At 40.3% G+C, this 26,702-nt stretch carries 26 protein-coding genes; 14 read left to right on the forward strand and 12 right to left on the reverse strand.

The genetic code is table 11. From position 1 onward, the window contains the following. Positions 1–242: 242 nt before the first annotated feature. From BK581_RS10655 to BK581_RS10670, 4 genes are all read right to left on the reverse strand, one after another. A complete protein-coding gene (locus BK581_RS10655; protein ID WP_078578154.1) occupies positions 243–950 on the reverse strand; it encodes a response regulator in 708 nt (235 codons plus the stop codon). Then, complete coding sequence (gene dcuS / locus BK581_RS10660; RefSeq protein ID WP_078578155.1) at positions 947–2,554, reverse strand: DcuS/MalK family sensor histidine kinase; 1,608 nt, start codon at positions 2,552–2,554, stop codon at positions 947–949. The genes BK581_RS10655 and dcuS overlap by 4 nt, the downstream gene beginning before the upstream one ends. A 283-nt stretch (positions 2,555–2,837) precedes the next feature. Then, positions 2,838–3,578: a class I SAM-dependent methyltransferase gene (locus BK581_RS10665; RefSeq protein ID WP_078578156.1), complete on the reverse strand. Its 741-nt coding sequence runs from the start codon at positions 3,576–3,578 to the stop codon at positions 2,838–2,840. A gap of 120 nt (positions 3,579–3,698) precedes the next feature. Further along, on the reverse strand, positions 3,699–4,313 hold the full coding sequence (locus tag BK581_RS10670; protein ID WP_078578157.1) for a TetR/AcrR family transcriptional regulator: 615 nt from the start codon (positions 4,311–4,313) through the stop codon (positions 3,699–3,701). A gap of 493 nt (positions 4,314–4,806) precedes the next feature. On the opposite strand from BK581_RS10670, the gene BK581_RS10675 reads away from it, so the two are divergent. From BK581_RS10675 to BK581_RS10710, 8 genes are all read left to right on the forward strand, one after another. Continuing rightward, a complete protein-coding gene (locus tag BK581_RS10675; protein ID WP_078578158.1) occupies positions 4,807–6,321 on the forward strand; it encodes a NarK family nitrate/nitrite MFS transporter in 1,515 nt (504 codons plus the stop codon). Between the two features lie 61 nt (positions 6,322–6,382). Continuing rightward, entirely contained in the window at positions 6,383–8,815 is a 2,433-nt protein-coding gene (gene nirB, locus BK581_RS10680; protein WP_078578159.1) for a nitrite reductase large subunit NirB, read from the forward strand. Positions 8,816–8,833: 18 nt separating this feature from the next. Then, positions 8,834–9,157 carry a nitrite reductase small subunit NirD gene (gene nirD, locus BK581_RS10685; RefSeq protein WP_078578160.1) on the forward strand — a complete coding sequence of 108 codons (324 nt, stop codon included), beginning with the start codon at positions 8,834–8,836 and terminating at the stop codon, positions 9,155–9,157. Positions 9,158–9,303: 146 nt separating this feature from the next. Further along, a complete protein-coding gene (nasC, locus tag BK581_RS10690; RefSeq protein WP_078578161.1) occupies positions 9,304–11,490 on the forward strand; it encodes an assimilatory nitrate reductase catalytic subunit NasC in 2,187 nt (728 codons plus the stop codon). Beyond that, positions 11,462–12,514, forward strand: coding sequence for an anthranilate phosphoribosyltransferase (locus BK581_RS10695; RefSeq protein ID WP_078578162.1), 1,053 nt, complete (start codon positions 11,462–11,464; stop codon positions 12,512–12,514). The genes nasC and BK581_RS10695 overlap by 29 nt, the downstream gene beginning before the upstream one ends. Positions 12,515–12,606: 92 nt before the next feature. After that, entirely contained in the window at positions 12,607–13,392 is a 786-nt protein-coding gene (gene cobA, locus BK581_RS10700; RefSeq protein WP_078578163.1) for a uroporphyrinogen-III C-methyltransferase, read from the forward strand. Positions 13,393–13,408: 16 nt separating this feature from the next. Next, positions 13,409–14,167, forward strand: a complete 759-nt coding sequence (locus BK581_RS10705) for a sirohydrochlorin chelatase (protein WP_078578164.1) — start codon at positions 13,409–13,411, stop codon at positions 14,165–14,167. Beyond that, positions 14,160–14,783 (forward strand): precorrin-2 dehydrogenase/sirohydrochlorin ferrochelatase family protein, encoded by a 624-nt coding sequence (locus BK581_RS10710; protein ID WP_078578165.1) that lies wholly within the window; start codon positions 14,160–14,162, stop codon positions 14,781–14,783. The genes BK581_RS10705 and BK581_RS10710 overlap by 8 nt, the downstream gene beginning before the upstream one ends. Positions 14,784–14,904: 121 nt before the next feature. On the opposite strand, the gene BK581_RS10715 is transcribed toward BK581_RS10710, so the two are convergent. Beyond that, positions 14,905–15,366 (reverse strand): spore coat protein, encoded by a 462-nt coding sequence (locus BK581_RS10715; protein ID WP_078579916.1) that lies wholly within the window; start codon positions 15,364–15,366, stop codon positions 14,905–14,907. A 368-nt stretch (positions 15,367–15,734) separates the two neighbouring features. After that, complete coding sequence (locus BK581_RS10720) at positions 15,735–16,058, reverse strand: hypothetical protein (protein ID WP_078578166.1); 324 nt, start codon at positions 16,056–16,058, stop codon at positions 15,735–15,737. A 206-nt stretch (positions 16,059–16,264) separates the two neighbouring features. On the opposite strand from BK581_RS10720, the gene BK581_RS10725 reads away from it, so the two are divergent. The 3 genes from BK581_RS10725 (at position 16,265) to BK581_RS10735 (ending at position 18,849) form a co-directional block, all read left to right on the forward strand. Next, positions 16,265–16,783: a DUF3231 family protein gene (locus BK581_RS10725; protein WP_078578167.1), complete on the forward strand. Its 519-nt coding sequence runs from the start codon at positions 16,265–16,267 to the stop codon at positions 16,781–16,783. A 131-nt stretch (positions 16,784–16,914) separates the two neighbouring features. After that, the gene (locus BK581_RS10730; protein ID WP_078578168.1) at positions 16,915–17,745 is read left to right on the forward strand and encodes a manganese catalase; all 831 of its coding nucleotides are present in this window, start codon (positions 16,915–16,917) and stop codon (positions 17,743–17,745) included. Between the two features lie 120 nt (positions 17,746–17,865). Further along, a complete protein-coding gene (locus tag BK581_RS10735) occupies positions 17,866–18,849 on the forward strand; it encodes an acrylyl-CoA reductase family protein (RefSeq protein ID WP_245828998.1) in 984 nt (327 codons plus the stop codon). Positions 18,850–18,883: 34 nt separating this feature from the next. Here BK581_RS10735 and BK581_RS10740 read toward each other — a convergent pair whose 3' ends face one another. Continuing rightward, positions 18,884–19,594, reverse strand: a complete 711-nt coding sequence (locus tag BK581_RS10740) for a YwaF family protein (RefSeq protein WP_245829000.1) — start codon at positions 19,592–19,594, stop codon at positions 18,884–18,886. 398 nt (positions 19,595–19,992) lie between these two features. On the opposite strand from BK581_RS10740, the gene BK581_RS10745 reads away from it, so the two are divergent. Further along, entirely contained in the window at positions 19,993–21,021 is a 1,029-nt protein-coding gene (locus BK581_RS10745) for an outer membrane lipoprotein-sorting protein (RefSeq protein WP_078578171.1), read from the forward strand. 348 nt (positions 21,022–21,369) lie between these two features. Here the strand turns inward: BK581_RS10745 and BK581_RS10750 are convergent, their stop codons facing one another. The 3 genes from BK581_RS10750 to BK581_RS10760 all read right to left on the reverse strand — a co-directional run bounded on the left by BK581_RS10750 (position 21,370) and on the right by BK581_RS10760 (position 23,387). Beyond that, the gene (locus tag BK581_RS10750; protein WP_078578172.1) at positions 21,370–21,879 is read right to left on the reverse strand and encodes a type 1 glutamine amidotransferase domain-containing protein; all 510 of its coding nucleotides are present in this window, start codon (positions 21,877–21,879) and stop codon (positions 21,370–21,372) included. Positions 21,880–22,393: 514 nt separating this feature from the next. Next, positions 22,394–23,104, reverse strand: a complete 711-nt coding sequence (locus BK581_RS10755) for a Na-translocating system protein MpsC family protein (protein ID WP_078578173.1) — start codon at positions 23,102–23,104, stop codon at positions 22,394–22,396. A gap of 76 nt (positions 23,105–23,180) precedes the next feature. Continuing rightward, the gene (locus tag BK581_RS10760; RefSeq protein ID WP_078578174.1) at positions 23,181–23,387 is read right to left on the reverse strand and encodes a hypothetical protein; all 207 of its coding nucleotides are present in this window, start codon (positions 23,385–23,387) and stop codon (positions 23,181–23,183) included. Between the two features lie 540 nt (positions 23,388–23,927). On the opposite strand from BK581_RS10760, the gene BK581_RS10765 reads away from it, so the two are divergent. Further along, on the forward strand, positions 23,928–24,338 hold the full coding sequence (locus tag BK581_RS10765; protein WP_078578175.1) for a VOC family protein: 411 nt from the start codon (positions 23,928–23,930) through the stop codon (positions 24,336–24,338). 73 nt (positions 24,339–24,411) lie between these two features. Here the strand turns inward: BK581_RS10765 and BK581_RS10770 are convergent, their stop codons facing one another. Together BK581_RS10770 and BK581_RS10775 are read right to left on the reverse strand one after the other, a co-directional pair. Further along, complete coding sequence (locus BK581_RS10770) at positions 24,412–25,332, reverse strand: superoxide dismutase (protein WP_245829002.1); 921 nt, start codon at positions 25,330–25,332, stop codon at positions 24,412–24,414. A gap of 265 nt (positions 25,333–25,597) precedes the next feature. After that, positions 25,598–25,795 carry a hypothetical protein gene (locus tag BK581_RS10775; protein ID WP_078578177.1) on the reverse strand — a complete coding sequence of 66 codons (198 nt, stop codon included), beginning with the start codon at positions 25,793–25,795 and terminating at the stop codon, positions 25,598–25,600. Between the two features lie 513 nt (positions 25,796–26,308). Between BK581_RS10775 and BK581_RS10780 the strand changes: the two genes are divergently transcribed. Next, entirely contained in the window at positions 26,309–26,656 is a 348-nt protein-coding gene (locus tag BK581_RS10780; protein WP_078578178.1) for a hypothetical protein, read from the forward strand. Positions 26,657–26,702 lie beyond the last annotated feature (46 nt).

The following is a 26,702-nucleotide window of genomic DNA, read 5'->3' on the forward strand; positions in this document are numbered from 1 at the left end:
GATAAATATTAATATGAAAACTCACAACGCAAATGATTTGTATAAAATAATCATCCTCTTTAAAAAATGACCATTGTCTTTATCTCTCAGGACACACGAACGTTGGACATTAAAAGGCCATGTTCACTAGCCTCATTGTCTCTCTGAAATTTTACAAAAAAGAACAACCGCAGTATACAAACAGCGGCTGTCCACATAAAAAAGTATTTTCTCCCGCCCGCCTAATTCTACAGGCACTACTCTCATTTTTCACAAATAGCAAAATCTAGCGAGGTAACATGATAAATAACAGAAGGCCTTCCAACTGTGTGATAATTCATCGTTTCTTCAACCATGCCTAATTCAAGTAAATAAGCTAAATATTTTCTCACTGACACTCGGGAAATCCCTGTTTCTTCTGCCAGCATATCTGTCGTAAACGATGCCCTTTCGGAAGCTTCAATGGTCTTTATGACTTTTTTTAAAGTTGGCTTTGTCAGTCCTTTAGGTAATTCTATCGTTTCTCCACTTCCATGGTGATCCTTTCGAAAGAGATTGTCATCCAAATCTTTTTGATGAAAATCATGTTGCTGATTCATGAAGCTATTCTCTTCTCGATAAGAGGCTAACGCTTTTTGAAATCGTTCAAATTCAAACGGCTTTATCAAGTAATCAACCGCTCCGAGCCTAAGCCCCTTTTTGATGCTTTCTTTATCCCGAGCTGCAGAAATAACCATCACATCAACGTTCTTATTAGCCATTCTAATTTTGGAAAGAAGCTCCCAACCGTTTTTACCAGGCATATAAATATCGAGTAAAATGAGATCAATGTCATGGGCATCGATAAATGGAAGAGCGTCTTCTACCGTCTTAAAACTATTGATGAGCTGATACCCGTCAATCTTCTCTAAGTAACGCTTATTAAACTCCGCTACCATTGGATCGTCTTCTACAATGATGACTTTAATCATTCTGTCTCACCCCGTGGTTGATAAGGTACTTTCACATAGACTGATGTGCCATTTCCCCATTCAGAATGCAGCTTCAATTTACCATCGAGCTCTTTCACTGTTCGCTCTACTAAATACAAACCCATGCCTCGTTGCTTACCTTTTGTCGAGAATCCCTTTTCTGTTGCCCTGATGAGCTGCTCCTTTGTCATCCCTGTGCCATAATCAGTGACGATCATTTCGAGTACACCGTCTTCATAATAGATCTCTAGTTCTATCGGTTTTTTCTTAGTATTTGTGGCGTGAATGGCATTATCTAATAAGTTCCCGAGGATGCTGACGAGTTGATGTGTTGTATCAACCTTGTTTGAAACTGGTAAGTGACTCGTATCAGCTAATTCCAGCTTGATGCCGTTTTCTCTCGCGTAACTCATTTTCCCGAAAATAATCCCTGCTAATACAGGATCTTTAATCATTGTAGACACGTTTCCTACTTCTGATTGACTCTGTCTTGTTGTTTCTTTAACGAACTGACGCAGCTCTTCATACCTTCCCAATGACACCATCCCAAGAATCACATGAAGCTTATTCATAAATTCATGGGTTTGAGCACGTAGAGCCTCTGCGTATGTTCGTACACCAGTTAGCTCCTCTGCCATCTTCTTCACTTCTGTTTTATCACGGAAGGTAGCGACCGCTCCCACCATGTCACCTTCTACTATAATAGGAACTCGATTGACAACGAGAATCAGGCCGTTTAGTTCAAACTCTTGGTCCAGCTCCCTTTTTCCTGATCTTACTACTTCATGAAGGCGAGTATCTGGTAAATAGTTCTGAATAAGTTGGCCAACTGGGTCATCCGCATAGCCTGCTTTTTTGAAAAGTCGAATGGCTTCATAATTAACTAATGAGATTGTCTCGTTTTTATCAATAGCAATGATGCCTTCTTTCGTACTTTGCAAAATGGCGTTACGTTCTTCGAATATTTTGGCAATATGGGCCGGTTCAAGGCCAAACATAATTTTTTTAACTTTTCGACCCATTAGATAGGCACCTATTATCCCTGCAATGATACCTATAACCATGCCGAACAAAATAATAAAGTGACTGCCCCACACTTCTTTTTTCACATCATCGAGCAAAATACCGACGACTACCGCCCCTATCTGCTCTCCCTGATCATTTATAACAGGGGTAAACGACCGTAACGAGTAGCCCATCGTTCCTTCAGCGGTGGAAATATGTTCAACCCCTTCAAAAACCGGGCCCTCGTCCCCTCCTACAAACGTTTGACCGATCATCTCTTCAACAGGGTGTGACTGCCGAACACTGTCCATATCTAAGACAACAACAAACGCCACCCCCGTAATATCTCTTATGCGCTCTGCAAAGGGCTGAATCTCACCGTTAGGATTACCAGCCTCTAATTGTGACACCGTTAATTCTGATAAAGCTACCATTTGTGACACGTTTCTAGCCCGTTCTTCAATGCCACTGATCGTCCTTTGTTCGATGAACTGGCTAATTAAAAAACCAGTTATTAATAACGAAACGATGATCACACCGCACACAAGGATTGTAATTCTCGTAATAAGATTGAGATCATCTATCCGCTTGATCGTCATGACATGCCCCTCATCCTTTTTGTCATTATGAAACTAATTATATTGTAAATGAACTTGCTCTTAAAAAGGGGGAAGGGTTCTAACAATTCTATGTCTCTTTTAAAAAGGAAGAAAACGCTCCTTCAATCAACGGTAGATTTACGGAAGGTTAACGAACTATCTCCTTTGCTACAGCTAGCTTACTTAACAAATCTAGCAATACGATCACAGCACCTCAATCGACATGTTCATGCTTTCCAGTGATAAAAATTTATATGTGATAGTATAGCAAACCAATGTTAAGTTAATTCTTTCTCATGACAGCAATAAGCGCTGGTGAGTCATGCGTCAACCCCTCACCATCAAACGTCCCATAAAATTCAGCCTGTTGAAAGAGTGATTGACGAATAATCGACATAAACTCATCTTTCAGGAGTGGCATTAACCTCGTTTCTTGTTCATAAATAGCTGCTTCATCATCGGCATTTCCCACTGTTAACTTCATCTGAAAAGAGATATCTTCTTTATTAAATGTATAAAACCTTTCAAACAAAAGACCTTTAGCCTCATTTTTAATAACAGGTAGTTTCGTAATCTGATGTTTAAATATCCGATCATAATTCACGATTTGCACGATGAACGAGCCGCCTCTTTTCAATAAGTGGTACACAGAATTTAGGCATTTCCTCATCGCCTCAGTGTGAGGGAGATGAACAAATGAATTGCCTATACAATAAATACCATCTTGATTTGACAATAAGGTGTGATCAAGCTGGCACATATCTGATTCAAAAGCTTTTAATGTAACATTATGTAGGGTTGCTTTTTCTTGCATTTTCTCAACCATTAACGGACTTAAGTCTACAGCTGTAACTTCATATCCTTTCTTTGCTAAAGCCACGGCTTCTGCCCCAGTGCCTGCTGCTAAGTCTAGTAGCTTGCCACCTTTTGATGAGATAACGTCTTCAATAAATGTGATCGCTTTCTCTTTTGTTTGAAAAATATCATCGTAGTATTTACTTAATCGTTCATAAAAATCCATCATCGTTCCTCCAACTTATTAATGAGTCATTAATAATCTTTTCGTTTTATCATATCAGATTGGTTGGCTAAACGTCATTCAGTCAAATCGTAAGTTTATAGAAGATAAGACCCATATTCTTATCTATCCTTTGGAACCTTTAAAAATACGATAAGCTAACGATTGGATGAGAAAATCAATGCTGGCATCAAATACGTCATAACCAATTTCTCTTTTATGTGTTGAAGCAAGTAGAAGCGCTCTTATAGCCCCGCTTATTATAGTTGAATCTAAATTTCCGTCCAGGACACCTTGGTCCTTCCATAAATGAAACAACTGATTAAAGCTAAGAATATCTTTCTCTTCATGTCTTTCAACCACATCTGCCGGGAGCTTCCTCACAAGTGCTTGATACTCATCACTTACCATTACACGGCGAAGCAATGGTCGTTCTTCAATCATTCGCAACGCTTTCTGTAACAACTTACTGAACCCCTCTGCATCCATCTTTTCTAAAGCTCCCATATAATAAATCGTCTGATTAATGGATGCCTCATCCTGTTCAAGAAGTCTAAAATATAAAAGCTCTTTTGATTCATAAAACTTATAAAAAGAACCTTGTGCAATGCCAGCTATCTCTGTTAAATCCTTAATACTTGTCTTCCTTAACCCCATTGTTCCAAACTTCTCTCGCCCTGCTTGCATCAAATCATAACGAATGCGTTTTTCTTCATCATCAGTAAATCCACGTGGCGCCATAACACCCTCCTCTTTTGGCTACATATATGAATATTTCTTTTTTTTATTCACACATTCATATTATGGCTAACGACTTAAACTGTCAACAAGGTTTTTTAAGTGAGTAATTATGGGGAAAGGGGTATAGACCTCATTTTTTGTAATCGTTACCATTTATACTTAATTAGTCACATGAAACCTGTCATTTCCACTTATTTTAAAGTATGTTCACATTCCCTACACAACTCTTTAATCATTGTGAAGCGTTCTTCATACCCCCTCCTCCCCCTTTGTTTATTCCTAATTGTAAAAATATCTACACTGAATTTCAGTGTTAAATTATTTCACACTTTCTCCTTAAACCTCTAACAACTATGTCATAATACTTATCATACTTCCAGGAGGCATGGCTAGCCTCAAAACGTCCAGGAACAATTATCAGAATATACAGAATTGACGATTAATAACGCCGCTACAACGGGCGATAACATTTAATTAAAGGAGAGATGCTTCGGTGAAGTTGTTAGATGTTTTCAAATTTAAGAACGACCAGATGAAAATGTTGCACTTAACATGGATCGCTTTTTTTGTTTCCTTTTTCACGTGGTTTAATATGGCACCTTTGGCTACGACAATGATGGAATCAAGCAACTGGCTCACCCGAGAACATCTAGGAGCTTTAGCCATCATTAACGTGGCTTTAACGATTCCAGCTCGCATTGTCATCGGCATGCTACTTGATCGTTTTGGTCCCCGTCTCGTCTATTCAGGACTTTTAATCCTCATGTCGATACCTACCTTTTTATTTGCCTTTGGGGATTCATGGACACAACTCATGATATCTCGTTTACTGTTAAGCAGTATTGGCGCGAGCTTTGTCGTAGGGATCCGCATGGTATCTGAATGGTTTCCACCTAAAGATGTGGGATTTGCTGAAGGTATTTACGGTGGATGGGGAAATTTCGGTTCAGCCGTAGGTGCCATGATTTTACCTTGGTTGGCGTTGACGATGTTCGGTGGTGATGAGGGATGGCGATATGCCATCGCATTAACAGGTGCCATTTGCTTCATTTATGGCATCATCTATTATCTTCTTGTTAGAGATACACCAGAAGGGAAAGTGTTTATTAAACCTAAAAAATCCGGTGCCCTAGAGGTCAGCTCATGGAAAGATCTTGTGCTCCTTATCATTTGGACACTCCCACTAGGCGGAGCCTTAGCGGTCTTAGCCTGGCGCTTAGCAGGCATGGGCTTTATCTCAACAACAGTACTTTATGCCACTTACACTGTTATTGGGCTAACAATGATTTATCAAATTTATAAGATTTTACACGTCAATATTCCTATATTACGGCGTGGCGTTCCCGAGGACGACAAATATGCGTTCAAAAATGTCGCAGCATTAAATAGTACGTACTTTGCCAACTTTGGGGCAGAGTTAGCAATCGTTTCAATGCTCCCTATGTTTTTTCAATTAACGTTTTCACTGTCCCCTGCTGCAGCTGGTATTATCGCGTCGTCTTTTGCATTTATTAATTTATTTGCCCGACCACTTGGCGGCGTCCTGTCTGATCGAATGGGAAACAGAAAGAACACCATGCTTATTTATATGGTTGGGATCACGATCGGACTGATCTCGATGGGGTTCATCGATTCAAGCTGGCCCCTTGCGTTAGCCATTGCTGTCACCATTTTCACTTCCATCTTTGTTCAAGGGGCAGAAGGCGCTACATTCGCCATCATTCCTATGGTTAAAAAACGTCTCACAGGTCAAGTAGCTGGCATGGCTGGCGCTTATGGGAATGTGGGTTCAACGTTATATTTAACGCTGTATACGTTCGTATCCCCTCAAACATTTTTCTTCGTTTTAGCAGGTGGCGCGTTAGTCAGCTTTTTCATGTGTTATCTATGGCTTGAAGAACCAGATAATGCTTTTGCAGAGGACTATTATGAATCATCCGTTGATATAGCAAACGCCATTCACACTGAACCAGAAATCCCTTTGAAACGTGTAGCATCAGATAAATAGCGGAAAGACGTCCCCAAAGGCACGACTATCATTAACGATACTTTAACTTAGGAGGAATATCATGTCTAAAAGAAAGTTAGTTCTCGTCGGCAACGGAATGGCTGGGGTCAGGTGTCTTGAAGAAATTCTTAAGGAAGACCCTGACCGATTTGAGATAACGGTTTTCGGTAAAGAACCTTACCCAAACTATAATCGCATTATGCTTTCTTCAGTCTTACAAGGGGATACCTCCATTGAAGACATCGTGATTAACAGCTATGACTGGTATGAAAAACACAACATTCAGCTTTTCACTGGGGAATCTGTTGAGCAAATCGACACTCTCGCTAAAACGGTGCACACTGACCAGGGTAGAGACGTTGCCTATGATGACCTTATTCTCGCCACAGGGTCAAATCCGTTTATGCTTCCTCTTCCAGGAAGTGATAAAGAAGGCGTCATTGCTTTTAGAGATATTAAAGATTGCCAAGCCATGATTGATGCGTCTCAAAAATATAAAAAAGCGGTCGTCATCGGTGGCGGTCTGCTCGGACTTGAAGCAGCACGTGGGCTATTGAATTTAGGCATGGACGTTGATGTTGTACACATTATGGATCACTTAATGGAAAGACAATTAGATGCTTCTGCCTCGGCTATGCTTAAGAAAGAGTTGGAAAGTCAAGGCATGAACTTTTTAATGAATCACCATACAGAAGCCATTCTTGGGTCAGATCGCGTCAAAAAAGTCTCCTTCAAAGATGGCCGCACTGTCAAGGCAGATCTCGTCGTCATGGCAGTTGGCATTAAACCTAATATCGCTGTGGCAGAAGCTTCAGGTATTCAAACGAATCGCGGTGTGGTGGTCGATGATTATATGCAAACGAGCGCACCAAACGTTTATGCTGTTGGGGAATGTGCTGAACATAGGGAAATGGTATATGGTTTAGTCGCTCCTCTCTACGAACAAGGGAAAGCACTCGCTAAAAAAATCTGTCAAAAGGACGCCGGTCAAGGTTACCAAGGATCTATTCTATCAACTAAATTGAAAGTAAGCGGTGTGGATGTCTTCTCTGCTGGTGAGTTCGGAGATGATCCAGCTGCTCGGGCTATTCGAATTCAAGACGAATTTGAAGGCATCTACAAAAAAGTAATTATACGACAAGATAAAATTGTCGGTGCTGTCCTCTTCGGTGACACGAGTGAATCTACCAAATTACTTGGGATGATTAATCAAGAGACCGATACGTCTGATATGAAAAATATCTCTATTTTCCAAACGAAAGAAGCTTCCGGAGGAGAAAGCACGGTAGCACAAATGGCGGATACGGACACAATATGTGGCTGCAATGGCGTTTCAAAGGGGGACATCGTCACAGCCATTAAAAATGATAACTTAACGACTGTCGCCCAAATTAAAGATTGTACGAGTGCATCTAGATCCTGTGGAACGTGTAAAGGGCTGGTCGGTGAATTACTTGCCCATACACTAGGCGAGGCATTCGAGACAGCTGATGAAAAGGAAACGGTTTGTAGTTGTACGGACTTAACTCACGAAGAAGTTGTGGCAAACATTCGTGAGAAAGGTCTTACTCATACAAGAGAGGTAATGAACGTGCTCGGCTGGAAAACAGAAGAAGGTTGCTCGAAATGCCGACCTGCGGTTAATTATTATCTCGGTATGGTCCACCCGACAGATTATGAAGACGAAAGAGAATCTAGGTTTGTTAATGAACGCATGCATGCCAATATTCAAAAGAACGGCACGTATTCTGTCGTCCCAAGAATGTATGGGGGTGTGACGAATGCCAAAGATTTAAGGAAAATTGCAGACGTAGCTGACAAATATGACGTGCCACTTCTTAAAATAACCGGTGGACAACGGATTGACATGTTAGGCATTAAGAAAGAAGATGTACCGAATGTATGGAAGGATTTAGATATGCCTTCTGGTTACGCCTACGGTAAAGCTGTAAGAACCGTTAAAACCTGTGTCGGCGAAAATTTCTGTCGATTTGGTACGCAAGATTCAATCGGGCTTGGTATCGCCATCGAGAAAAAATTCGAAAGACTTAATACACCTCACAAAGTAAAAATGGGCGTCTCTGCTTGCCCACGAAATTGTGCTGAATCTAGCATTAAAGATGTAGGTATTATCGGAGTTGAAGGAGCGTGGGAAATTTATGTCGGTGGTAATGGCGGCGCCACTTTAAAAGCAGCGGAGCTTTTATGCACAGTTTCAACTGATACTGAGGTACTCAACACAATTTCTGCTTACTTGCAGTACTATCGTGAAACAGCACGTTATCTTGAAAGAACGTCCCATTGGCTTGACCGAGTCGGTTTGGAACACGTTAAGTCTGTCATTTTAGATAACAAGGAAGAAAGACGCGAACTCATTAAACGTATGGAAATCGCTCTAGACGACTTAAAAGATCCATGGCATGAGATTATTCAAAATAGCAAAGAGCAACGTGATCTTTTTGAAAATAAGGCGGTACCTATCAGTAACAAATAATCAAAGGGAGTGAAAACGATGAAACAAACCATTGATTCTCAGCTTACAAAACTGAGTAGCCTTGAGGAGCTACCCGTTCAAGTTGGAAAAAACATCGTTGTTGGTGATCATGACCTCGCCGTTTTCCGATTACAAAACGGACAGGTAAAAGCCGTAGAAAATAAATGCCCTCATAAACAAGGGCCACTGGCTGAAGGTATGATAAGTGGTGAATATGTTTTTTGTCCATTACACGACTGGAAAATTGATTTAACGACCGGAGACGTTCAAAAGCCTGATGATGGGTGTGTTCGCGCTTACCCTGTAAAAGTCATTGATGGTGAGGTCTATATTGAATTGTGAGAGCCTCATCATCACAAGGTGATTCGCCGTCTTACCGGTATTAAGGGAAGAGATATGCCTCTTCCTAAAGCCTCACTAAACGATACAGGCGTTTCAGCCTTCCCTATGAGTGAATAAATGACTTTCCTTTAAAAGGTGTGACATCTATGGATGATTTCCTAAAACACTTCCGTTCAAAGCAATTAGAAAAAAGCCAGGAAACGCTTTTGCCCACACAGTGTCCTTATTGCAGTGTCCAATGCTCAATGACACTGATTGAAGAAGCGTTCATGACAACAAAACAATATAAAGCGAAACCGAATAAGGAAGATACCACTTCTGGCGGACGAATGTGTATAAAGGGGGCTAACGCCCATCAGCACGTTTATCATAAAGAACGCATTACCTCTCCACTTTTAAAAATAGACGGTGAATTCGTGCCTATCTCTTGGGAGTTAGCTATTGAATACATTGCGGAGCGCTTTCATTCTATTCAAACACATGACGGCAACGATGCTATCGGTGTTTACGGTGGTGGATCTTTAACGAATGAAGAAGCATACTTACTCGGAAAATTTGCCCGAGTAGCTTTAAAAACCAAGCATATTGATTATAATGGCCGCTTCTGTATGAGTGCAGCAGCTGCTGCTTCAAATGCAGCATTCGGGCTTGACCGCGGATTGACTAATAGTTTAAATGACATCCCTCACACCAATGTGATTATTCTGGCTGGGACTAACATTGCAGATTGTCAGCCAACCATCGTGCCCTATTTTCGGCAAGCAAAGAAAAATGGCGCCTATATCATTGTTATCGACCCACGTGAAACAGCTACCACTAAATTAGCAGACCTTCATTTAAAGGTAAAACCAGGAACAGATAGTGTCTTAGCCACTGGATTATTAAAAGCGATTAAACAAGAAGGCTATATAGATCATGCATTTATAAATTCAAGGACAACAGGGTTTGAACATTTAGATACTCACCTTGATTCTTTCACATTAGACGATGTTTCGTCCATAACAGGCGTTCCTACTAAAGACATTATAGAAGCAGGTAGACAATATGGGGCCGCTAAGGAAGGATTTATTTTCACAGCACGTGGGGTTGAACAACATGCTAATGGGAGTGACACAGTAAAGCAATTTATTAACCTTGTTCTAGCCACTGGTAAGATTGGACGACATGCCAGCGGCTTCGGTTCTATTACAGGCCAAGGGAATGGCCAAGGTGGAAGAGAACATGGTCAAAAAGCGGACCAATTACCAGGCTATCGCTCAATAGAAAACGATCTCGACAGAAAAATAATCTCTTCCATATGGGATATTGATGAAAAGAACCTTCCTCGAAAGGGCGTTTCAGCCTATGAAATGATTGAAAAAATGATGGACGAAGATATCACTGCCCTATTTATTATGGGATCTAACCCTATCGTGTCTAATCCAAACGCAATTTTAGTCAAAAAAGCCATCCAAAAACTAAAATTTTTAGTCGTTGTGGATATGTTTATCTCTGAAACAGCAGAATTAGCTGACCTCATCCTCCCTTCGTCCTCTTACCTTGAGGATGAAGGAACGATGACAAATCTTGAAGGCAAAGTCACTCTTAGAAAAGGGGAACGACCACCTCCGAAAGATGTCAAACATGATTGGGAGATCCTTTGTCTACTCGCTAAGGCATTAAATAAGGAAAATGGCTTTGAATTTACGTCGCCCAAACAAATATTTGATGAATTACGTTTAGCATCCAGAGGAAGCAAGGCTGATTATTTCGGTATATCGTATGAGCGCCTTTCGCATGAAGCACTGGCTTGGCCTTGTCCCCATCAAGAACACAGTGGCACACCACGATTATTTGAGACTCGATTTGCCCACAGTGATGGAAAAGCGATATTCTCACCATTAGTCATGTTACACAGCTGTGAGGCTCCTCCAGAGTACCCGCTTCTATTGACAACAGGCCGGGTCATGGCACACTATTTAACTGGGGTCCAAACACGGCGAAGCCCAGATCTGTTTAAAAAATCACCTGAGCCGTTAGTTGAAATGCATCCAGAAACAGCTGCACGCTATCATATTCAGCACGATGAACTCATCCATCTCTATTCAACCCAAGGCTCGGTGGTTATGAGGGCCTGCTTAACAGATAAGATTCGCAAAGACACACTATTTGCCCCTTTCCACTGGGGCGGATCGCAAGCCATCAACCGTCTTGTGGCACCGTTTTTGGACCCTGTATGCCATATGCCAGCGTTTAAATTAACTTATGCCGGCATGAAACCAATAACGGGAGAGATAGACTCTCAAGACTCTGGAGGGCTTATTTATGAAACAGTGGATCAAGGAAGTAGCTAAAGGAAAGAAAAGAGCACGAGACTTAACGTTTGATGAAGCCTCTCAAGCAGCACAAAGTATTATTGACGGAGAAGCAACAGATATTCAAGTTGCGGCTTTCCTGATTGCTCAGCGCTTGAAAAACGAGTCACCTGACGAATTAGCAGCGTTTGTTACCCAATTTCGCCAGGCGGCCTCACTCATACCTATATCACCAGATAAACGCCAGCAGCTCATTGATTTCTCCGGTCCATATGACGGACGAAAAACATTCGCTGCCACCATCCCATCTGCGTTGCTTATGGCAGCCGAGAGAATCCCTGTATTTCTACACAGCAGTGACACATTACCACCAAAATATGGATCCTCTTTAAAAAGTATTTTAGATGAACTCGGTGTGACACCTGACCTCGATGCTGACTCTATAGGTCAATCAATCGATAAGCATTGTATCGGCTTTGCTCATACTGAGCAATTATGTCAGCCACTAGCTAACGTTCGTCACATTAGAGAAGAAATCGGTGTAAGATCCTTTATCAACATGGCCGAAAAATTGCTCAATCTGTCTAATGCTCCTTCAGTCATGCTTGGTATCTTTCACAAAACGGTGCTTGATACAAACGTTGATAACTTAAGACGACTGAATTTTCAAAAAGCATTTATTGTACAAGGTGCTGAAGGATCCGAAGACTTACCGATTCACAGAAAAAGCTTCATCTATGAAATCACGGAAGACACTGTCATATCACGAGACTTAGACCCTGCTGACTATCATCTCTCATGTCGGAAAGACCCCGATAAGGAAGTACTGACACTTCAGGAACAAGCGGAGCTTATTGAAGCGATAGTTGCTGGTGAAACGTCAGATAATCTCACATATTATCGCAACCAAGTGATTTTCAACACTGCCGCTCGTTACTACTTATTTGGAAAAGTCCGTTCACTCGCGGAGGGCATTGATCTCACGATGTCACAATTAGAGGATGGAAGTGGGCGCGATCAATTACAGAAATGGCAATCATTTATGAAAGTCGTTAAAAAGTAGGCGCTTTATGGATGGAAAAAAGGGGCTATTAAAAAAAGCTAGTGCCCCTTGGATGCCATCTCAAACAACCTTTCATTATAAGGAGGCATACTGTGGCAACATGTAAAGGTACTGTCTATTTTATTGGAGCGGGTCCTGGCGACCCTGAATTAATCACTGTTAAAGCTGTTAAAATACTTCAAAAAGCAGATGTCATCGTCTATGATCGTCTCGTCAATAAAGACCTTCTCAATGATACAAAACCGCTCGTAGAATTGATTTATTGCGGAAAACTCCCCAATCAGCACATTATACCACAGGAAAAAATAAATGAGATTCTTGTCCAGCATGCGCTAAAAGGGAGGGTGGTCGTCAGATTAAAGGGAGGAGACCCGAGTATTTTTGGACGTGTGGGAGAAGAAGCAGAGTATTGTGTCAATCACGATGTGCGTTATGAGATTATACCTGGCATTACATCCGGCATATCAGCGCCACTCTATGCCGGCATCCCTCTAACCCATCGGGATTTTAGTTCTTCCTGTGCCTTTATTACGGGACACAAGCGAACAGATGAAGGAGGGCCTGAAATTAAATGGGAGAAGCTCGCAACATCTGTGGATACGCTCGTTTTTTACATGGGTGTAGGAAATATCGCTCTTATTCAGGAGCAGCTCATCCGTTATGGGCGACCAAAACACACACCAGTGGGCCTCATTCGCTGGGGGACGACAACATCACAAGAAACCTTAACTGGGACTCTTGAAGACATTGTTGCTAAAGTTTCTGAAGTCAACTTTCGTTCTCCCGCTATTATTGTCGTTGGAGACGTGGTAAAGTTAAGGGAAAAACTGGCTTGGTTTGAAAATGAGGCCTGTGCCCATTTTCCAATAGCCAAATGACTGACAGGTGATATACATGACTAATCAAAAAGGTATTCTTGTGATCGCCCATGGCTCTCGCAATAACAAATGGGTGAGATTAATTGAGGAAAGTGTAGCAAAGGTAGACACCTCCCTGCCAATCGAAATAGGCTACCTCGAACTCGTTGAAGGAAAAAGCATTCCGGAGGGGGTTAAACAACTTGAGGCAGCAGGTGTTGAAGAAATTTATGTCATCCCTTACTTCGTTTGTTCTGGCAGCACCCATCTTGAAGAAATCAAGTATGCTCTCGGTTTAATTAAGGAACCAAAAGTGGACACTCATTTAGAACTGATTAAACCTAAAGCAACGATCCTTTGGGGAGATCCTATGGATGACCATCCGCTTATCATGGAGTTGCTAGCAGATAGACTCTCTTCCTTATCTAAAGATGCATCTAAGGAAAGCTTATTCCTTGTCGGCCACGGTAGTGACCAACAAGATTTTCAGCCTATTTGGCAAGTTACCCTAGAACGCATGTGTAGCCAACTCAAAGAAACGTTCGGATTCACCCATGCCAGCTACGGAACGATTCTTCCAGACACGGTCACACAATCCGCCAAAAAATTAAGTGAGAATACAGATTCCCATCTGGTAGTCGTCCCATTATTTTTAAGTGAAGGATTCTATACATCGACTAAAATTCCGGAAAAACTTCGTGAGGCTGACATTCATTATTCATATGATGGGAAAACATACCTTCCTCATCCGCTTATTAATGAATGGTTACAACTTAAGGTGAAACAGTATGAATGACGCAATTCCAAGTATGATTTGTTTAACCGGTAGACGCTGTATTGTGATTGGTGGAGGAACTGTTGCATCTCGACATGTGAGAAGACTAATAGAAGCAAAAGGTGACGTAACCGTTATAAGTCCAGAACTGTCGCCTTCTCTCTCCTCTAGAAAGAATGACTTTACGTTTTATGAACGCACCTTCAAGGCTGGTGATACAACTGGTGCCTTTCTCGTTATCGCCGCTACAAATAACTCACAATTAAATGAAGCTATTTATGAAGAAGCAGTCAAAAGTGTGCCTTTAGTAAACATTGCTAGCAACCAAGCATTAAGTAATTTTTTCTTTCCAAAGGTGGTCAAACGCGGCCCTCTTCAGCTTGCCGTATCAACGTCTGGAACAAGTCCGTTTCTTACTAAAAAAATCGCTAACGAACTTGAACATCAATATGGACATGAGTATGGTGATTACTTAATTAAAGCAGGTGAATTACGTCAACACATTCTCGCTTCCGACCTTACATCTGAACAGAAAAAACAATTATTAAAACACCTTACGTCCCCTGCGTTACTCGATGCTTTTCGAACACATGACCAAAAAGCGATAAATGAATTTATTGCTCAATTAAACCTTTGACGCATTCCTCTAGAACAAAGGATTAATATTATCGTATTCATTCCTTTAGTTAAACCTTGGAGTTATTTAACAGAAAAGCGTGAAGTAACTCGTTTAGTTACTCCACGCTGGTGGCTCCACTTTACAAAATATTGAGGTTGACAATCAAAGCAAGCAAAATTTGTAAGAGCACCTGCAAATTGATCGCTATTTGAGTATCTGTGGTTTTCACATCTACATTTCTTGAATTTTCTACGACCGTTTTTTGGAATGTTATTTGCTTTGTTTTAGCCGTTTGGAGTAAATCCTGTGTGATCCTCTCCGCCTTGCTGCTATCAGCAATTGAAATATTAATGACCAATGCGATAGCCGCTTGCAAAGCTGCCTGCAAGGAAACTGCAGCTTTCGTATCCGTTGTTGACACCGTAATATCACATGAGTCTTTAATGAAAATATACTCTTCAGAAGATTGTAACGTTTTATTTACTTGCTCTGCATTTTGTAAGTTTGTGTCAGGTCGATCTGTCGGATGGCAACAGTCCGGATCTAGTGCTGACCATTTTCTCTTTTTTTCTGTGCCTGAATAATGCACTTCCTGATTCATTATAAAACCTCCCTTCTGTTTTACTTCAGTGTATGTGTCGGTAGGTAGTGTGTGTGGACAAACAGTCTGATACAAGCGACTCAATTTTTTAAAAAGCCCTATCAAAAATTTATCCTCTTTTTTGGCATTTCCTTTAAAAAGAAAGGGAACCACTTTACTTTCCCCTTCCACTTCTTGGCCCTTTCTCAAGATCTTCATAAAGCTAAGCTTCAATCAGTGGGGGTTTTCCTTCATCCCCCACTGATCGTTAGTTGATTTAATAAGGACATTACCGACCAATAGCTCGTGCCTATTCGGATGTCGCTCTCCATTTTATTTTGAGCAAGGAGCTTTACGGACAGTTATCTGTGATCCACGCCTTATTTGTCTTACTTATTTCGCTTTGGCAAGAATATTTTTTTCGCATTCGCATCGTTCGGTGCCACCTTGACATTCATCTTGTTAGAGGAAGCTGGTGCAGACTCACGTGGCGTTGGTTTTAACGTGTCATCAGACGGTCTTTGTGCATCTTGCTCTGTGACCGTCTTTTTATGCGTTTCCACAAAATTCTCAACATCTTCTTTCAACTGCTCCACCATCTCTTGCAGCTTTATTTTTTCCTCTTCCGGTAGTTCATCTTGTTTGATTACATTATGCTTAGAAAGCACATTACTAACCATCAAATTAATAAGCTTTTCTTGTGATTTTTCCATACTAAAACTCCCTTACCTTTTTTATAATACTTTATGGCGACTTGTCTTTTATGTGTTACTTCAAGTGCGGATTTTCTCTCATTAAAAGGCGCATGTGGAGACCATTTTTTGCATGGATAGATCCTTTTAATGAACACATCCTATAAACGGTGGTCAATATTAGTCAAAAGGAGATCCGCCACATGAATAAAATGAGGAGGCTTATTATGGGGATATTAAGTGGAAATCAACAGAACGAGCCCATGCATTATGGGGAAATTTTTAGTGCTTGGACACATTTAGCTGGTATGAAATCAACCATTGCCACATATCAAATTTACGAAAATCATTGTGGAGATGAAGACCTGCTTACTATCATTAATTCTCTTATTGGTTTAGCACGTCAAGAAGAAAAGCAGTTAGAAACTTTGTTAAAAGAAAATGGTATCGCCTTACCACCAAGTCCACCGGAGCGTCCAAAAGCGTCCCTGGAAGATATTCCAGCTGGAGCAAAATACAATGACCCCGAAATAGCGATGGCTATTTCTTCTGATCTTGCGGCTGGGCTTATTGCGGATAGTAAAGCGATGGGACAAAGTACACGTGAAGATATTGCCATGATGTATGGGCAATTCCACACTGCTAAAGCTCAAGAAGCAGGCAAGTTACTAAGATTAAACAAAGAAAAAGGCTGGCTTGTTGTCCCACCACTTCATGAAAAGCCAAGAGAGCTTCAAATGAATTAATATCTGCCTCGAAAGAATGAACGTCTGAGAGCTAATGCTTTCAGGCGTTTTTTTACTAATTCAAGGTTTGTGGTCTAAAAATGACACCCTCTTAATAACCTAACAGAAGAAGAATTTAAGGGGGAAAGTTCATGTTTTTTCATATGAAGGAGCTCCAATACGAAGCGAAGCCATCAAAACCCGATCCCATATTTGCCAATCAACTTCAAGAAATACTCGGTGGACAATTCGGTGAAATATCTGTGGCACTACAATATTTGTTTCAAGGATGGAACAGTAGAACGACTGATAAATACCGTGACTTATTGATGGACGTAGGAACAGAGGAATTAGCTCATGTGGAAATGCTCGCCACGATGATCGCCCGTCTTCTTGATAAAGCACCTCTTGCAGATCTTGAGAAAGCAGCTGAAAATCCAGTGACAGCTGCCATATTAGGTGGTATGAATCCTCAACACGCTATCGTCTCAGGTTTAGGAGCATTACCTGCTGATAGTGCAGGGAATAGATGGACTGCTGATTATATTGGCGCAAGTGGCAATTTACTTGCCGATTTTCGAGCAAATTTAACCGCAGAATCTCAAGGGCGCCTCCAAGCAGTCAGACTTTATGAAGCTACCACTGATCCAGGAGTAAAAGATATGCTCGCTTTTCTTATCGCAAGAGATACAATGCATCAAAACATGTGGAAAGCTGCAATCGCTGAAATAGAAGCGCAAGAAAATATTGTGGTACCTAGTACGTTCCCTAGAGAGTTGGAAAATCAATATGTATCGTATGATTTTTATAACCTTTCGGCAGGGGAAGAAAGTAAAAAAGGACGGTGGGCAAAGGGTGCTAGTATGGATAGCATGGGCGAGTTTAATTATGTATCTCCTGCTCCCGCATACGGTGAGGCACCTAAATTGAAGCCTGCTCCACCCTACATGCATAATACGCCCCCTACAACACGGGAGGAATAACAGCGTATATGTCAAAATCATGACGTTTTCATATAGCAGATGCCTTTTACTCGACACTGCCCCTTCTTTTTTGTCACAATAAGAATGAAAGTTGGACATTCCTCAAGGAGGCAGACTATCTTGGTACAATCCTTTAAAGCTTTTCAGACCCATGGTGACGGAACAGGACAACTCATTACGCGAACATTAGATGATTTACCTCAAGGTGACGTCACAATTAAAGTACATTATTCAGGCGTCAATTTTAAGGATGGCATGGCTACACAGGCAGATGCTAAAATCGTTAAGGACTATCCTGTCATTCCAGGAATTGATTTAGCCGGAGAAATCGTTGCTACAACTAGTGATCATTATCAAATCGGTGATCACGTTATCGTGACAAGTTATGAGCTAGGCGTTAGTCACGATGGCGGGTATAGTGAGTATGCACGTGTCCCAGCTGGTTGGGTGGTCCCACTACCTAGCGGATTGACGACACGGGAAGCGATGACTATTGGCACAGCTGGTTTCACTGCAGCCTTGTCCATTCACAAGCTTGAGATGGATGGACTCACACCTGAAGATAAGCCTGTGCTTGTTAGTGGGGCGACTGGTGGCGTGGGAAGCATGGCAGTTGATATGCTAAAACAGCGGGGCTATTATGTCACGGCTAGTACTGGTAAAGCCACTGAGCATGATTATTTGAAGACTTTAGGAGCAGACGAGGTTATCGGACGCGACGACGTAACACCTGACACATTAAAACCTTTGCAAAAAGAACGATGGGCAGCTGCTATCGACCCCACCGGCGGAAAGCCCCTTGCTTCTATATTAAGTGCAACTAAGCGCGGCGGTGCTGTAGCAGCCAGTGGTTTAACGGCAGGCTCTGAACTCCCAGTTACAGTCATCCCTTTCATCTTGCGTGGTGTGAAGCTTATCGGAATTGATTCCGTTTACTGCCCGATGGATATAAGACGAACTATCTGGGAACGGACAGCAACAGATTTAAAACCAGCTCATTTAAACGATATAGCCACCGAGATTTCACTTGATCAGTTACAAGAAGCATTAAAAAATATCCTAGAAAGTAGCATCAAAGGGCGCGTGCTCGTTAAAATCTCATAAAGATAATTAGTCAAATAAGAAACGGACTCCGAACTTAACCGGAAGTCCGTTTCCTGTTGCCAAACAATAACCAAAGAAGCGTAAATAACAAAAAAGCCGTTATTTCCATTCCAAGAATATACCAAGGGTGTGGGCCTAAAAAATCTAACAAACTCACGCCTCCAGGTTTTTGCCTCACAAACCAGTAGTTTCCCTCCACAACAACGTTGATCGTATAAATCACTGGTAAAAGCACATTCAAGAAGATCATTGCCTTCACAACACTTTTAAACGTTAACACATACCCTCTAAACCATAGAAAGTAAAATACGACCCAAATCACGAGGATATGCGTGTAAAAAAAGTGTATAAATCGAAAATGTGGCCAACCAAAGCTTAATACAGGGGTGACAATGGCTTGAACAGCACCACCAATTCCAACAAAAAAGACAATACCAAAAAGCCATCTGTTTCCTGTCCACAATAGTATAATCACTAATATGACACTTATATTGCTTAATTCAAGAGGTAAGGCATGACTAACATGCCATTGTTCTGTCTGGATGAGCCACATCTGATAACCTGCTTCAAAAAAAATAAGAGAGAGTGCTCCCCATTTTTGCCAGTGTTTCAATTTTTCAGTGACCGGTTTATGACGAGTACAATAAAGAATTAAAAGGCCTATCAACAATAGCCCCACCATAACCCAATGCTCAACAGAAAACATTGTAAAAGGTACCACAGCACTATCTTTACCAATCCACACGTTCATCCCCCCTTTATTTCAATATTTAATGAAGGCTATTTTTCATAGTAACTCTATATAAGCTTCCCCTCGTCTATCTCCCCCTCACCCCAATGATAAAATTACAATTTTCCCCACTGATTATTCAAATAAACCTCACTATCCCCGCTTTTTAACACAATTGGTACAACTTTTCTATTGGTTTTACTAAAAAGCAGTGAGTTTGATATCTTAATTTAGTATAATAAAAAGTAAATATAAACAAAATACAGTTTAATGAATTGGAGAAGGGTGACACCATAAATAGATAAATCGCACCCTATGCTCGTACAAATCCGCTCTTGAGCGCTTTTTTTGTGTCTAGCATGTAAGGCACGTTTTACGTTTAATCATTACTGATTTACAGGGGGAACAATTTAATGTTAAAAGGGCTTTTACCTCTGGTAAGTGGCTTGTCACTCGTATCAACCGTTGTGGGATGTTCACTCCAGAATACAGAGGAGATCATAGAAAATGCCACTCAAGCTTATGATAACCTTGAAAGCTATTATGCTGAAATTACTCATTCTTATTATATCGATGGCGAAAAAGAGACCGTCATCTATAAGGAATGGAATGTGGCACCTGATAAGCACCGAATAGAGCTGAGAGACGGTTACACGTATGTTTCTAATGAGGATGAATCTTGGCTATATGACAAGGAAGAAAATATGATTACCATACTTGATGACCAAGAAGACATCATGATAGGTATACCTGACGAATCACATGTAGTAAACGATATACTCACAGCAATGCTTGATTCAAGTGACGTAGTCGTTGAAGGGAATGTCACTGTAGCTGGCCGTTCAACAGTTCACTTATCTTTAACGCCTAACAGCTCGACACTCAATTCGGGAAGTTACGATATTTGGATAGATGAAGAAACATATATTCCTTTAAAAATAATGTGGGAAGAAGACAGTTTTCGGTCGGAAACATTATTTAACCTTATTGATTATAATATAAATGTTAATAACGATTTATTTCGTTTAGACCCTCCAGCTAATGCTGAAATTCAAACAATGGAAGAGTATTTATCTGACTCCCTAACACTTGAAGAACTTGAGGAGAAAGCTGATTACGAGATTCCTCAGCTAACCTATGTGCCATCAGGCTATCATTTTCAAGAAGCCAAGTATTTTGAAGCCTTTCGGGAGAGTATGATTGAATTTAGAAATAACGATGACGATTATCTGATTCTTTCTGTATCCGAAACCACTCGAGATCTTCCTGACGATGGTCAACATGAATTGTTAGATATAGGTCGCTTTATTGGAACTTACTCAAGCATTGAAAATACACAACTATTATCTTGGAATACAGGAAAACTTCAGCTTGAGCTTATTGCTACAGGGGCAGATCTTAATAAAAAGGACGTCTTGAAAACAGCTGAGCATATTAACTAACAGGCCCCTTTAAAATGACTTAACTCTATAAAGATCACTAAGAGGAAGAGCCTATATTAAACATGGAAGATGTCTCAAAAGTCGCTATACAATGACTTTTTGAGACATCTTCTTTTCGTTTAAAGTCTCTAAGCGATATATTGGCGTGCAGAGGTTAGGGCTCACACCATCTTTATTTCTGTTGGCAACGTATATCAGTCTCGATTTCCTTTATCAGTTTCTCGATCAATCTTCTGCTCTTGATTTGTCGAAGGCCTCACTCATTAAAAGAAAGGATCCTTCAAAAAGTATGAGGGAAAGGGGCAGAAGAAAAATCTCCTACCCCTACATTTGACGTAGAGTCGCTTTTTAAGATAACTGATTAACCGATTCCCGATTAAAGGCTTCTAAATCGTCTGGTGTTCGACTCGTCACTAAGTTGCCACAAACAACTACTTCTTCATCAAAAACATTTGCTCCAGCATGCTTTAAATCTACTAAAATGGATTTGAAACCAGTTACCTTTCTTCCATAAAGAATGTCAGCTGTTATTAGCAACTGTGGTCCATGACAAATAGCGAACACAGGTTTATTTTTCAACATATAATGCTTTGAAAATTCGACAAAACGGTCATCAGCTCTGAGAAGATCAGGAGAAAAACCGCCAGGGATAAATAAAGCATCGTATTCTTCTGGCTTAGCATCTGCTATACCAACATCTACTTTCACTTTAGCTTCACCGTTTTTTCCTTCTACCTCTTGATTTTTTTCCGTTCCTATCACTACCACTTCATGACCTGCGTCTTTGAACGCTTTCTCTGGTGAGGTATACTCTGAATCCTCAAACATATCTGTCAGGACACAAGCTACTTTACTCATACTACCTATCACCCTTTCCTGTTGGTTTCAAAGAGTATCTACCCGCAGAATCTAAATTCAAAACATCTCTTATTTAGCAGTGTGACATGAGCATAAAGCCTCCACAGTTCATGGTTGTTTTCTTGGTATCCCTCTCATATGGAAACCCTCATCATTTGAACTGAATAATCGGGTATTTCCCCATAAAACGAACCTTCAATCAATGGAAGTATTCGTACTTCTCCCTCTGATTGGTAGTGGCCTGAATCAGGGCTTTAGCGGGCGTTTTACGGACGGTTAAAATTAAAAGCCCTTCTTTCTAATAGGGCACATGTCGCTTCCAAGATAAAGGGGACTTTAAGCCATCAGCATGTAAAACAATAACTTTGTCCTTTTACCTGAATAAATTAATTTTTAACCTCCCTAAAAATATGGGTCATAAACAGCTCAACAGCACTATTATTCCATACTAAAAACCATAACTCTCTATATGAGAGCATGGTTTTACTTACATTTCCTCATTTGGTGTATGTTATTACGTCTCTTTTTTAGAAGTTGTAATAAAGACAAAATAGCCAATGTCTTGGTCAAAGTTCCAATCAACAAATGTGTCATCAATGTCTTTTCCTAGAATGTCTTCTAATTTGCCTTGATCAATAAGGCGTTTTTCCATAGGACGCTTCGTGAGTTTTAATTCTTCAGTAAATTGATTTTTAATCAGTTCCTTTTCCACATTTACGAGAATGCCAGTACGTTTCGTCAATATTGTTCGGTCATTTAGTACAAATACTTCTGTTCTTTCAGGCATTTTCTGACCGCGTTTACTCGCTTCGTTAATTTCTTTATAAAAAGGACCTTCTACCTCAGCTGGCAGAGGGGAGACAGCTCTATGCTCGTGAGAAGTTCCTTCTGGAATACATCCAAAAATAATACCTGAACGATTTTCGAGATTCCAATCATAATGTAAATCTTTCACCTTAATAGACACAATCTCTTCAAGCTTACACATAATTTCCGGTAATAGTTCTTCCATCAAAACGTCTCTCGTTTCTTCGACGCGTTTCTTCTCCCCTTTCTCGAGTAACACCCGCTCCATTGGAGCTAAAAAGTCTTTCAGGTAAATGGTCATATAAGGATGTTTAATTGTCACATAAACAGATGTCGGTCCTTTCCCGAACTTTTCCCTGATCAGACGTCCGATATAACTGGAAATTTGCGCATATACCTTAGAATCATTTACCGCCATTTTCTACACAACCTTAGTCATTTTTAAGTTTTATATTCATTATACTCAATTTGTGATTTCAATCCTAGTAAGCCCATTACATATCTTTAATATTCGGCTTAACAGAGTTAATCTTGCAAAAAGGACATTCTTCAAATCCTTCCTCTTCAATCAGCTTTTTAATATAAGTGTGATCTTCAGAGAATTCCCTTTTTTCTGCCGGTGTGGTGTGGAAGTGGCAGCTATCATTAGCAAACGTGGTACGATGTACAGATTTACGAACATGATCGATTAAATATCTCATAAGCTCTCCTTTCACAGTAGCTACGATGGTTAAGAATAGAAATAGAAAGATGTGTTGATCACCAACCGTCATGAAGAAATCTTTATGGGGCTTGTATATGAAATGCCCTTTAATTATGTACGGTCAAAAATTATAGACGACACTAAAAAAGCTGAAAAGGGCACACGTCTCACGTGATCCTTTTCAGCTTATGTTCGGCTCTTTTGTCCGAATCATTTCCACCTAGTGACTTAATCTATTAACTTTAAATTTGAGTTTGTCATTCATTTTCTCGGAAACGCTATTGTTTTCCAAGCATACACGATTGTACAATAATTTACAGGGAAGTTCAAGAACTATTCACTCTTTAATAAGAATTACTCTTATCATTTAATGTTGAAAATGAAACCTATTGATTAAAACAAAGCGTTTTTTTACAATAAAACATGTTAATCTGGTATAACTTTAGTAAAGTTGTCTGTTTCCCTTATACAGAAGTTCACATCGTCATATTCAGCTTACTAAACAGATATATCATTAGAAGAATAGGAGGAATACTGCATGATTACAGGACTGGCACACATTGCTCTAACAGTTGAAAATATGGATAAAAGCCTTTCTTTTTACTGTGATACTCTTGGCTTAACCCATGCTTTTCAGGTTTCTGATGATAACGGCGAACCATGGATAGAATATGTACAGGTTGGCCCCCAGCAATTTATTGAACTCTTTTACGGAGGTAAGAATAAAGGGCCTTCTGTAGACCAAAAAATTGGCGTCCATCACCTCTGCTTCCGTGTTGATAATGTCCATCGAATAGCGGAGCATTTAACATCTCAAGGCATTCAATTAGATGTGGAACCAAAACGGGGAAAAGGGGGAAATGATCAATGTTGGGTTAGTGATCCAGATGGAAATCGGATTGAATTTCTTAAACCTGATGATGATTCCCCTCATTTACAACTATATTAACGCAAGAATGGATGGCCGGAAGACAGCTTCACATATGCGAAGCTGTCTTCAAAAACATTCCTCTTACTTAAATTTACAAAGGCCTCCATGTTACTTGACGCGCTTCTTTAAACCGATCAGAAACATTACGCCAGTTAATAATGTTCCAAAATTGCTCAACATACTCATCACGATTATTTTCATATTGTAAATAATAAGCATGCTCCCATACATCCAGCCCTAATAAAGGAATGATATCTTGCTGGCTCAAGAGATGGTGAAACTCAGCTTGTAAAATCTCTAACTTCCTTGCTCGCGGCGCCCATACTAATAACGCCCACCCCGCACCTTGCACCTTTTTAGCTGCTTCACTAAAATGCTGTTTAAATGCTTGAAAGCTACCAAAATCTTTGTTAATTTGCTCGCGTAATTTACCGCTTGGTTCCCCTCCACCTTGTGGGCTCATGTTTTCCCAAAACATCGTATGGAGGTAATGGCCGGCGCCATGAAAAGCCGCTTCTTTTTCCCAATGTCTAATCAATTCAAAGTCATGTGTTTCTCGGGCTTCTTTCATTGCCAGTTCTGCTTTATTTAAGCCGTCTACATAGCTTTGATGATGTTCGAGATGATGTAAACGCATAATTCTCTCTGAAATATAAGGCTCTAAAGCATCATAAGCATAAGGGAGCGACGGTAAGCGGTGACCTCCTGGTGGCACTGCCTGATTGTTACCAGCAAAAGGCTCTTTTCTCACTTCTCTATTCGCAGTTCTCCACTGTTCAAAAGCGGTTGCAACATAATCCACTTGTGATGTAAAAGCTAGCTTTAACTTTTCATCATCAAGTGGTTCTAATAATTTACCTCGGAGACTTTTCAACGACTCCAATTCGGTAGCAACATGTCCTTTCTCTTTTTGTTTTTCCTCTGATCGATAACTAATCGCCTCTTCTACAGCCGTCATCCACTCATCTACTTGACTCACATACGTATTCCATTCCTCCTGCGCTGTAGGCACTAACATCACTCCTCATATGTTTAATCCGCCTTCTCTCCACACAGTCTATGATAATAAAGAAAAGCGGGTGCCTGCCTAATATGAAAAGCAGCAATAATACTTATTAAAATAACAACAGGGCACTTTTTAATGATGCACTTCAAGGTATTAGTCAGCATCCACGCAAAAACACTGCATGAAGTTTAAATTCAAGCAGTGTTTTAGTCTTACTTATGCTTTTTTATTTCTATCTTATTAGTATTTATGCGTTAATCCTTCAATTAAACTATGTTAACTTATCTGTAGAAGAGCGCTTTTTTGTTTTTTCTTTATTTTTATCTCTCTGCTCTTCCTCTTCATATTTGATCTCCTCTAAAGGAAGTTCATCTATGGGCATGACTTTTTGATCTCTTTCCAATTGCTTTTCTTTATCTTTTTTAAAGCGTTGATCATGTTGAAAAGGTTTCTTATCTTCACGACTCATGAAATCAACTCCTAGCCTTTAATCAAAACTTGATTCTACGAGTGTTCAATTAAATCATTGACAAGATAAAGCTAATGACCACGATAGCTCCAATTATCATTAAAATTGTCCGCAGCATCGCCTCTTCATTCCCTTCTTTAGTGGATAGTTAACCGTTCCCGTCTCATTCTAATGTTAAACAATGAGATAAGCACAATGATTCTCATAAATGTCATAATTCAAAATCCGAATAACGAATATGACCTTCATATCAGATGAAAGTTTCCCTAGTAATTGCCTTCATTCTACGGGGCTGCCTTACGTCACTACTATTTTTAAAAATTTCATAGATCATTGTTTCTTTGCTCATAAAACGTCCTTATGAAATTGATTCGTTAAAATAACTAAGTAATGGCTGGGAACAACTTCTAATAAATGAATTATCACGTTACTGGTATAATTAATGACTAATTGAAGCAACTGCTACATACATTTTATAAACAATCATGTTTTAGGAGGAGGTATTCGGTACTTATGTATTATTCCCCCTATCCTTTCTACTATCGCTATCCTGTAAATACATACCCGCCAGTGGACACCACCTTGTTTCAGCAGTCGTTACAAACGTATCCTTCATTACTTGAAAAAGGACGCGACGTCGTACAGCATTTCACGACTTCTTCTGTACGAATGCAACAACTGATGACCGCAGCTCAAGCAGGACAAGATGAGGAAGTAGATAGAATCATGCAGGAAGTGGCAGGCCCTTTTGATGTCAGGACAACGTACACCCCAATGTCAGTGACATTTACCATCTCGATTAATCAAGCTAATGCTGCGCCTCAATGCTGCCGCCTTCAAATGTATTTAAGATGGGGCTAGTATCTAGCCCCATGATTAAAAGGTTTAGCGTTTTATTCCTGTGAGT

Source organism: Salipaludibacillus agaradhaerens (assembly GCF_002019735.1).
GTDB lineage: Bacteria > Bacillota > Bacilli > Bacillales > Salisediminibacteriaceae > Salipaludibacillus > Salipaludibacillus agaradhaerens.

Bases quoted from the DNA above. Each gene is read 5' to 3' on its own strand.
- BK581_RS10655 (WP_078578154.1), bottom strand. From the start codon at position 950: ATGATTAAAGTCATCATTGTAGAAGACGATCCAATGGTAGCGGAGTTT.
- dcuS (WP_078578155.1), bottom strand. From the start codon at position 2,554: ATGACGATCAAGCGGATAGATGATCTCAATCTTATTACGAGAATTACA.
- BK581_RS10665 (WP_078578156.1), bottom strand. From the start codon at position 3,578: ATGATGGATTTTTATGAACGATTAAGTAAATACTACGATGATATTTTT.
- BK581_RS10670 (WP_078578157.1), bottom strand. From the start codon at position 4,313: ATGGCGCCACGTGGATTTACTGATGATGAAGAAAAACGCATTCGTTAT.
- nirB (WP_078578159.1), top strand. From the start codon at position 6,383: ATGTCTAAAAGAAAGTTAGTTCTCGTCGGCAACGGAATGGCTGGGGTC.
- nirD (WP_078578160.1), top strand. From the start codon at position 8,834: ATGAAACAAACCATTGATTCTCAGCTTACAAAACTGAGTAGCCTTGAG.
- nasC (WP_078578161.1), top strand. From the start codon at position 9,304: ATGGATGATTTCCTAAAACACTTCCGTTCAAAGCAATTAGAAAAAAGC.
- BK581_RS10695 (WP_078578162.1), top strand. From the start codon at position 11,462: ATGAAACAGTGGATCAAGGAAGTAGCTAAAGGAAAGAAAAGAGCACGA.
- BK581_RS10705 (WP_078578164.1), top strand. From the start codon at position 13,409: ATGACTAATCAAAAAGGTATTCTTGTGATCGCCCATGGCTCTCGCAAT.
- BK581_RS10710 (WP_078578165.1), top strand. From the start codon at position 14,160: ATGAATGACGCAATTCCAAGTATGATTTGTTTAACCGGTAGACGCTGT.
- BK581_RS10715 (WP_078579916.1), bottom strand. From the start codon at position 15,366: ATGAATCAGGAAGTGCATTATTCAGGCACAGAAAAAAAGAGAAAATGG.
- BK581_RS10720 (WP_078578166.1), bottom strand. From the start codon at position 16,058: ATGGAAAAATCACAAGAAAAGCTTATTAATTTGATGGTTAGTAATGTG.
- BK581_RS10725 (WP_078578167.1), top strand. From the start codon at position 16,265: ATGGGGATATTAAGTGGAAATCAACAGAACGAGCCCATGCATTATGGG.
- BK581_RS10730 (WP_078578168.1), top strand. From the start codon at position 16,915: ATGTTTTTTCATATGAAGGAGCTCCAATACGAAGCGAAGCCATCAAAA.
- BK581_RS10745 (WP_078578171.1), top strand. From the start codon at position 19,993: ATGTTAAAAGGGCTTTTACCTCTGGTAAGTGGCTTGTCACTCGTATCA.
- BK581_RS10750 (WP_078578172.1), bottom strand. From the start codon at position 21,879: ATGAGTAAAGTAGCTTGTGTCCTGACAGATATGTTTGAGGATTCAGAG.
- BK581_RS10755 (WP_078578173.1), bottom strand. From the start codon at position 23,104: ATGGCGGTAAATGATTCTAAGGTATATGCGCAAATTTCCAGTTATATC.
- BK581_RS10760 (WP_078578174.1), bottom strand. From the start codon at position 23,387: ATGAGATATTTAATCGATCATGTTCGTAAATCTGTACATCGTACCACG.
- BK581_RS10765 (WP_078578175.1), top strand. From the start codon at position 23,928: ATGATTACAGGACTGGCACACATTGCTCTAACAGTTGAAAATATGGAT.
- BK581_RS10775 (WP_078578177.1), bottom strand. From the start codon at position 25,795: ATGAGTCGTGAAGATAAGAAACCTTTTCAACATGATCAACGCTTTAAA.
- BK581_RS10780 (WP_078578178.1), top strand. From the start codon at position 26,309: ATGTATTATTCCCCCTATCCTTTCTACTATCGCTATCCTGTAAATACA.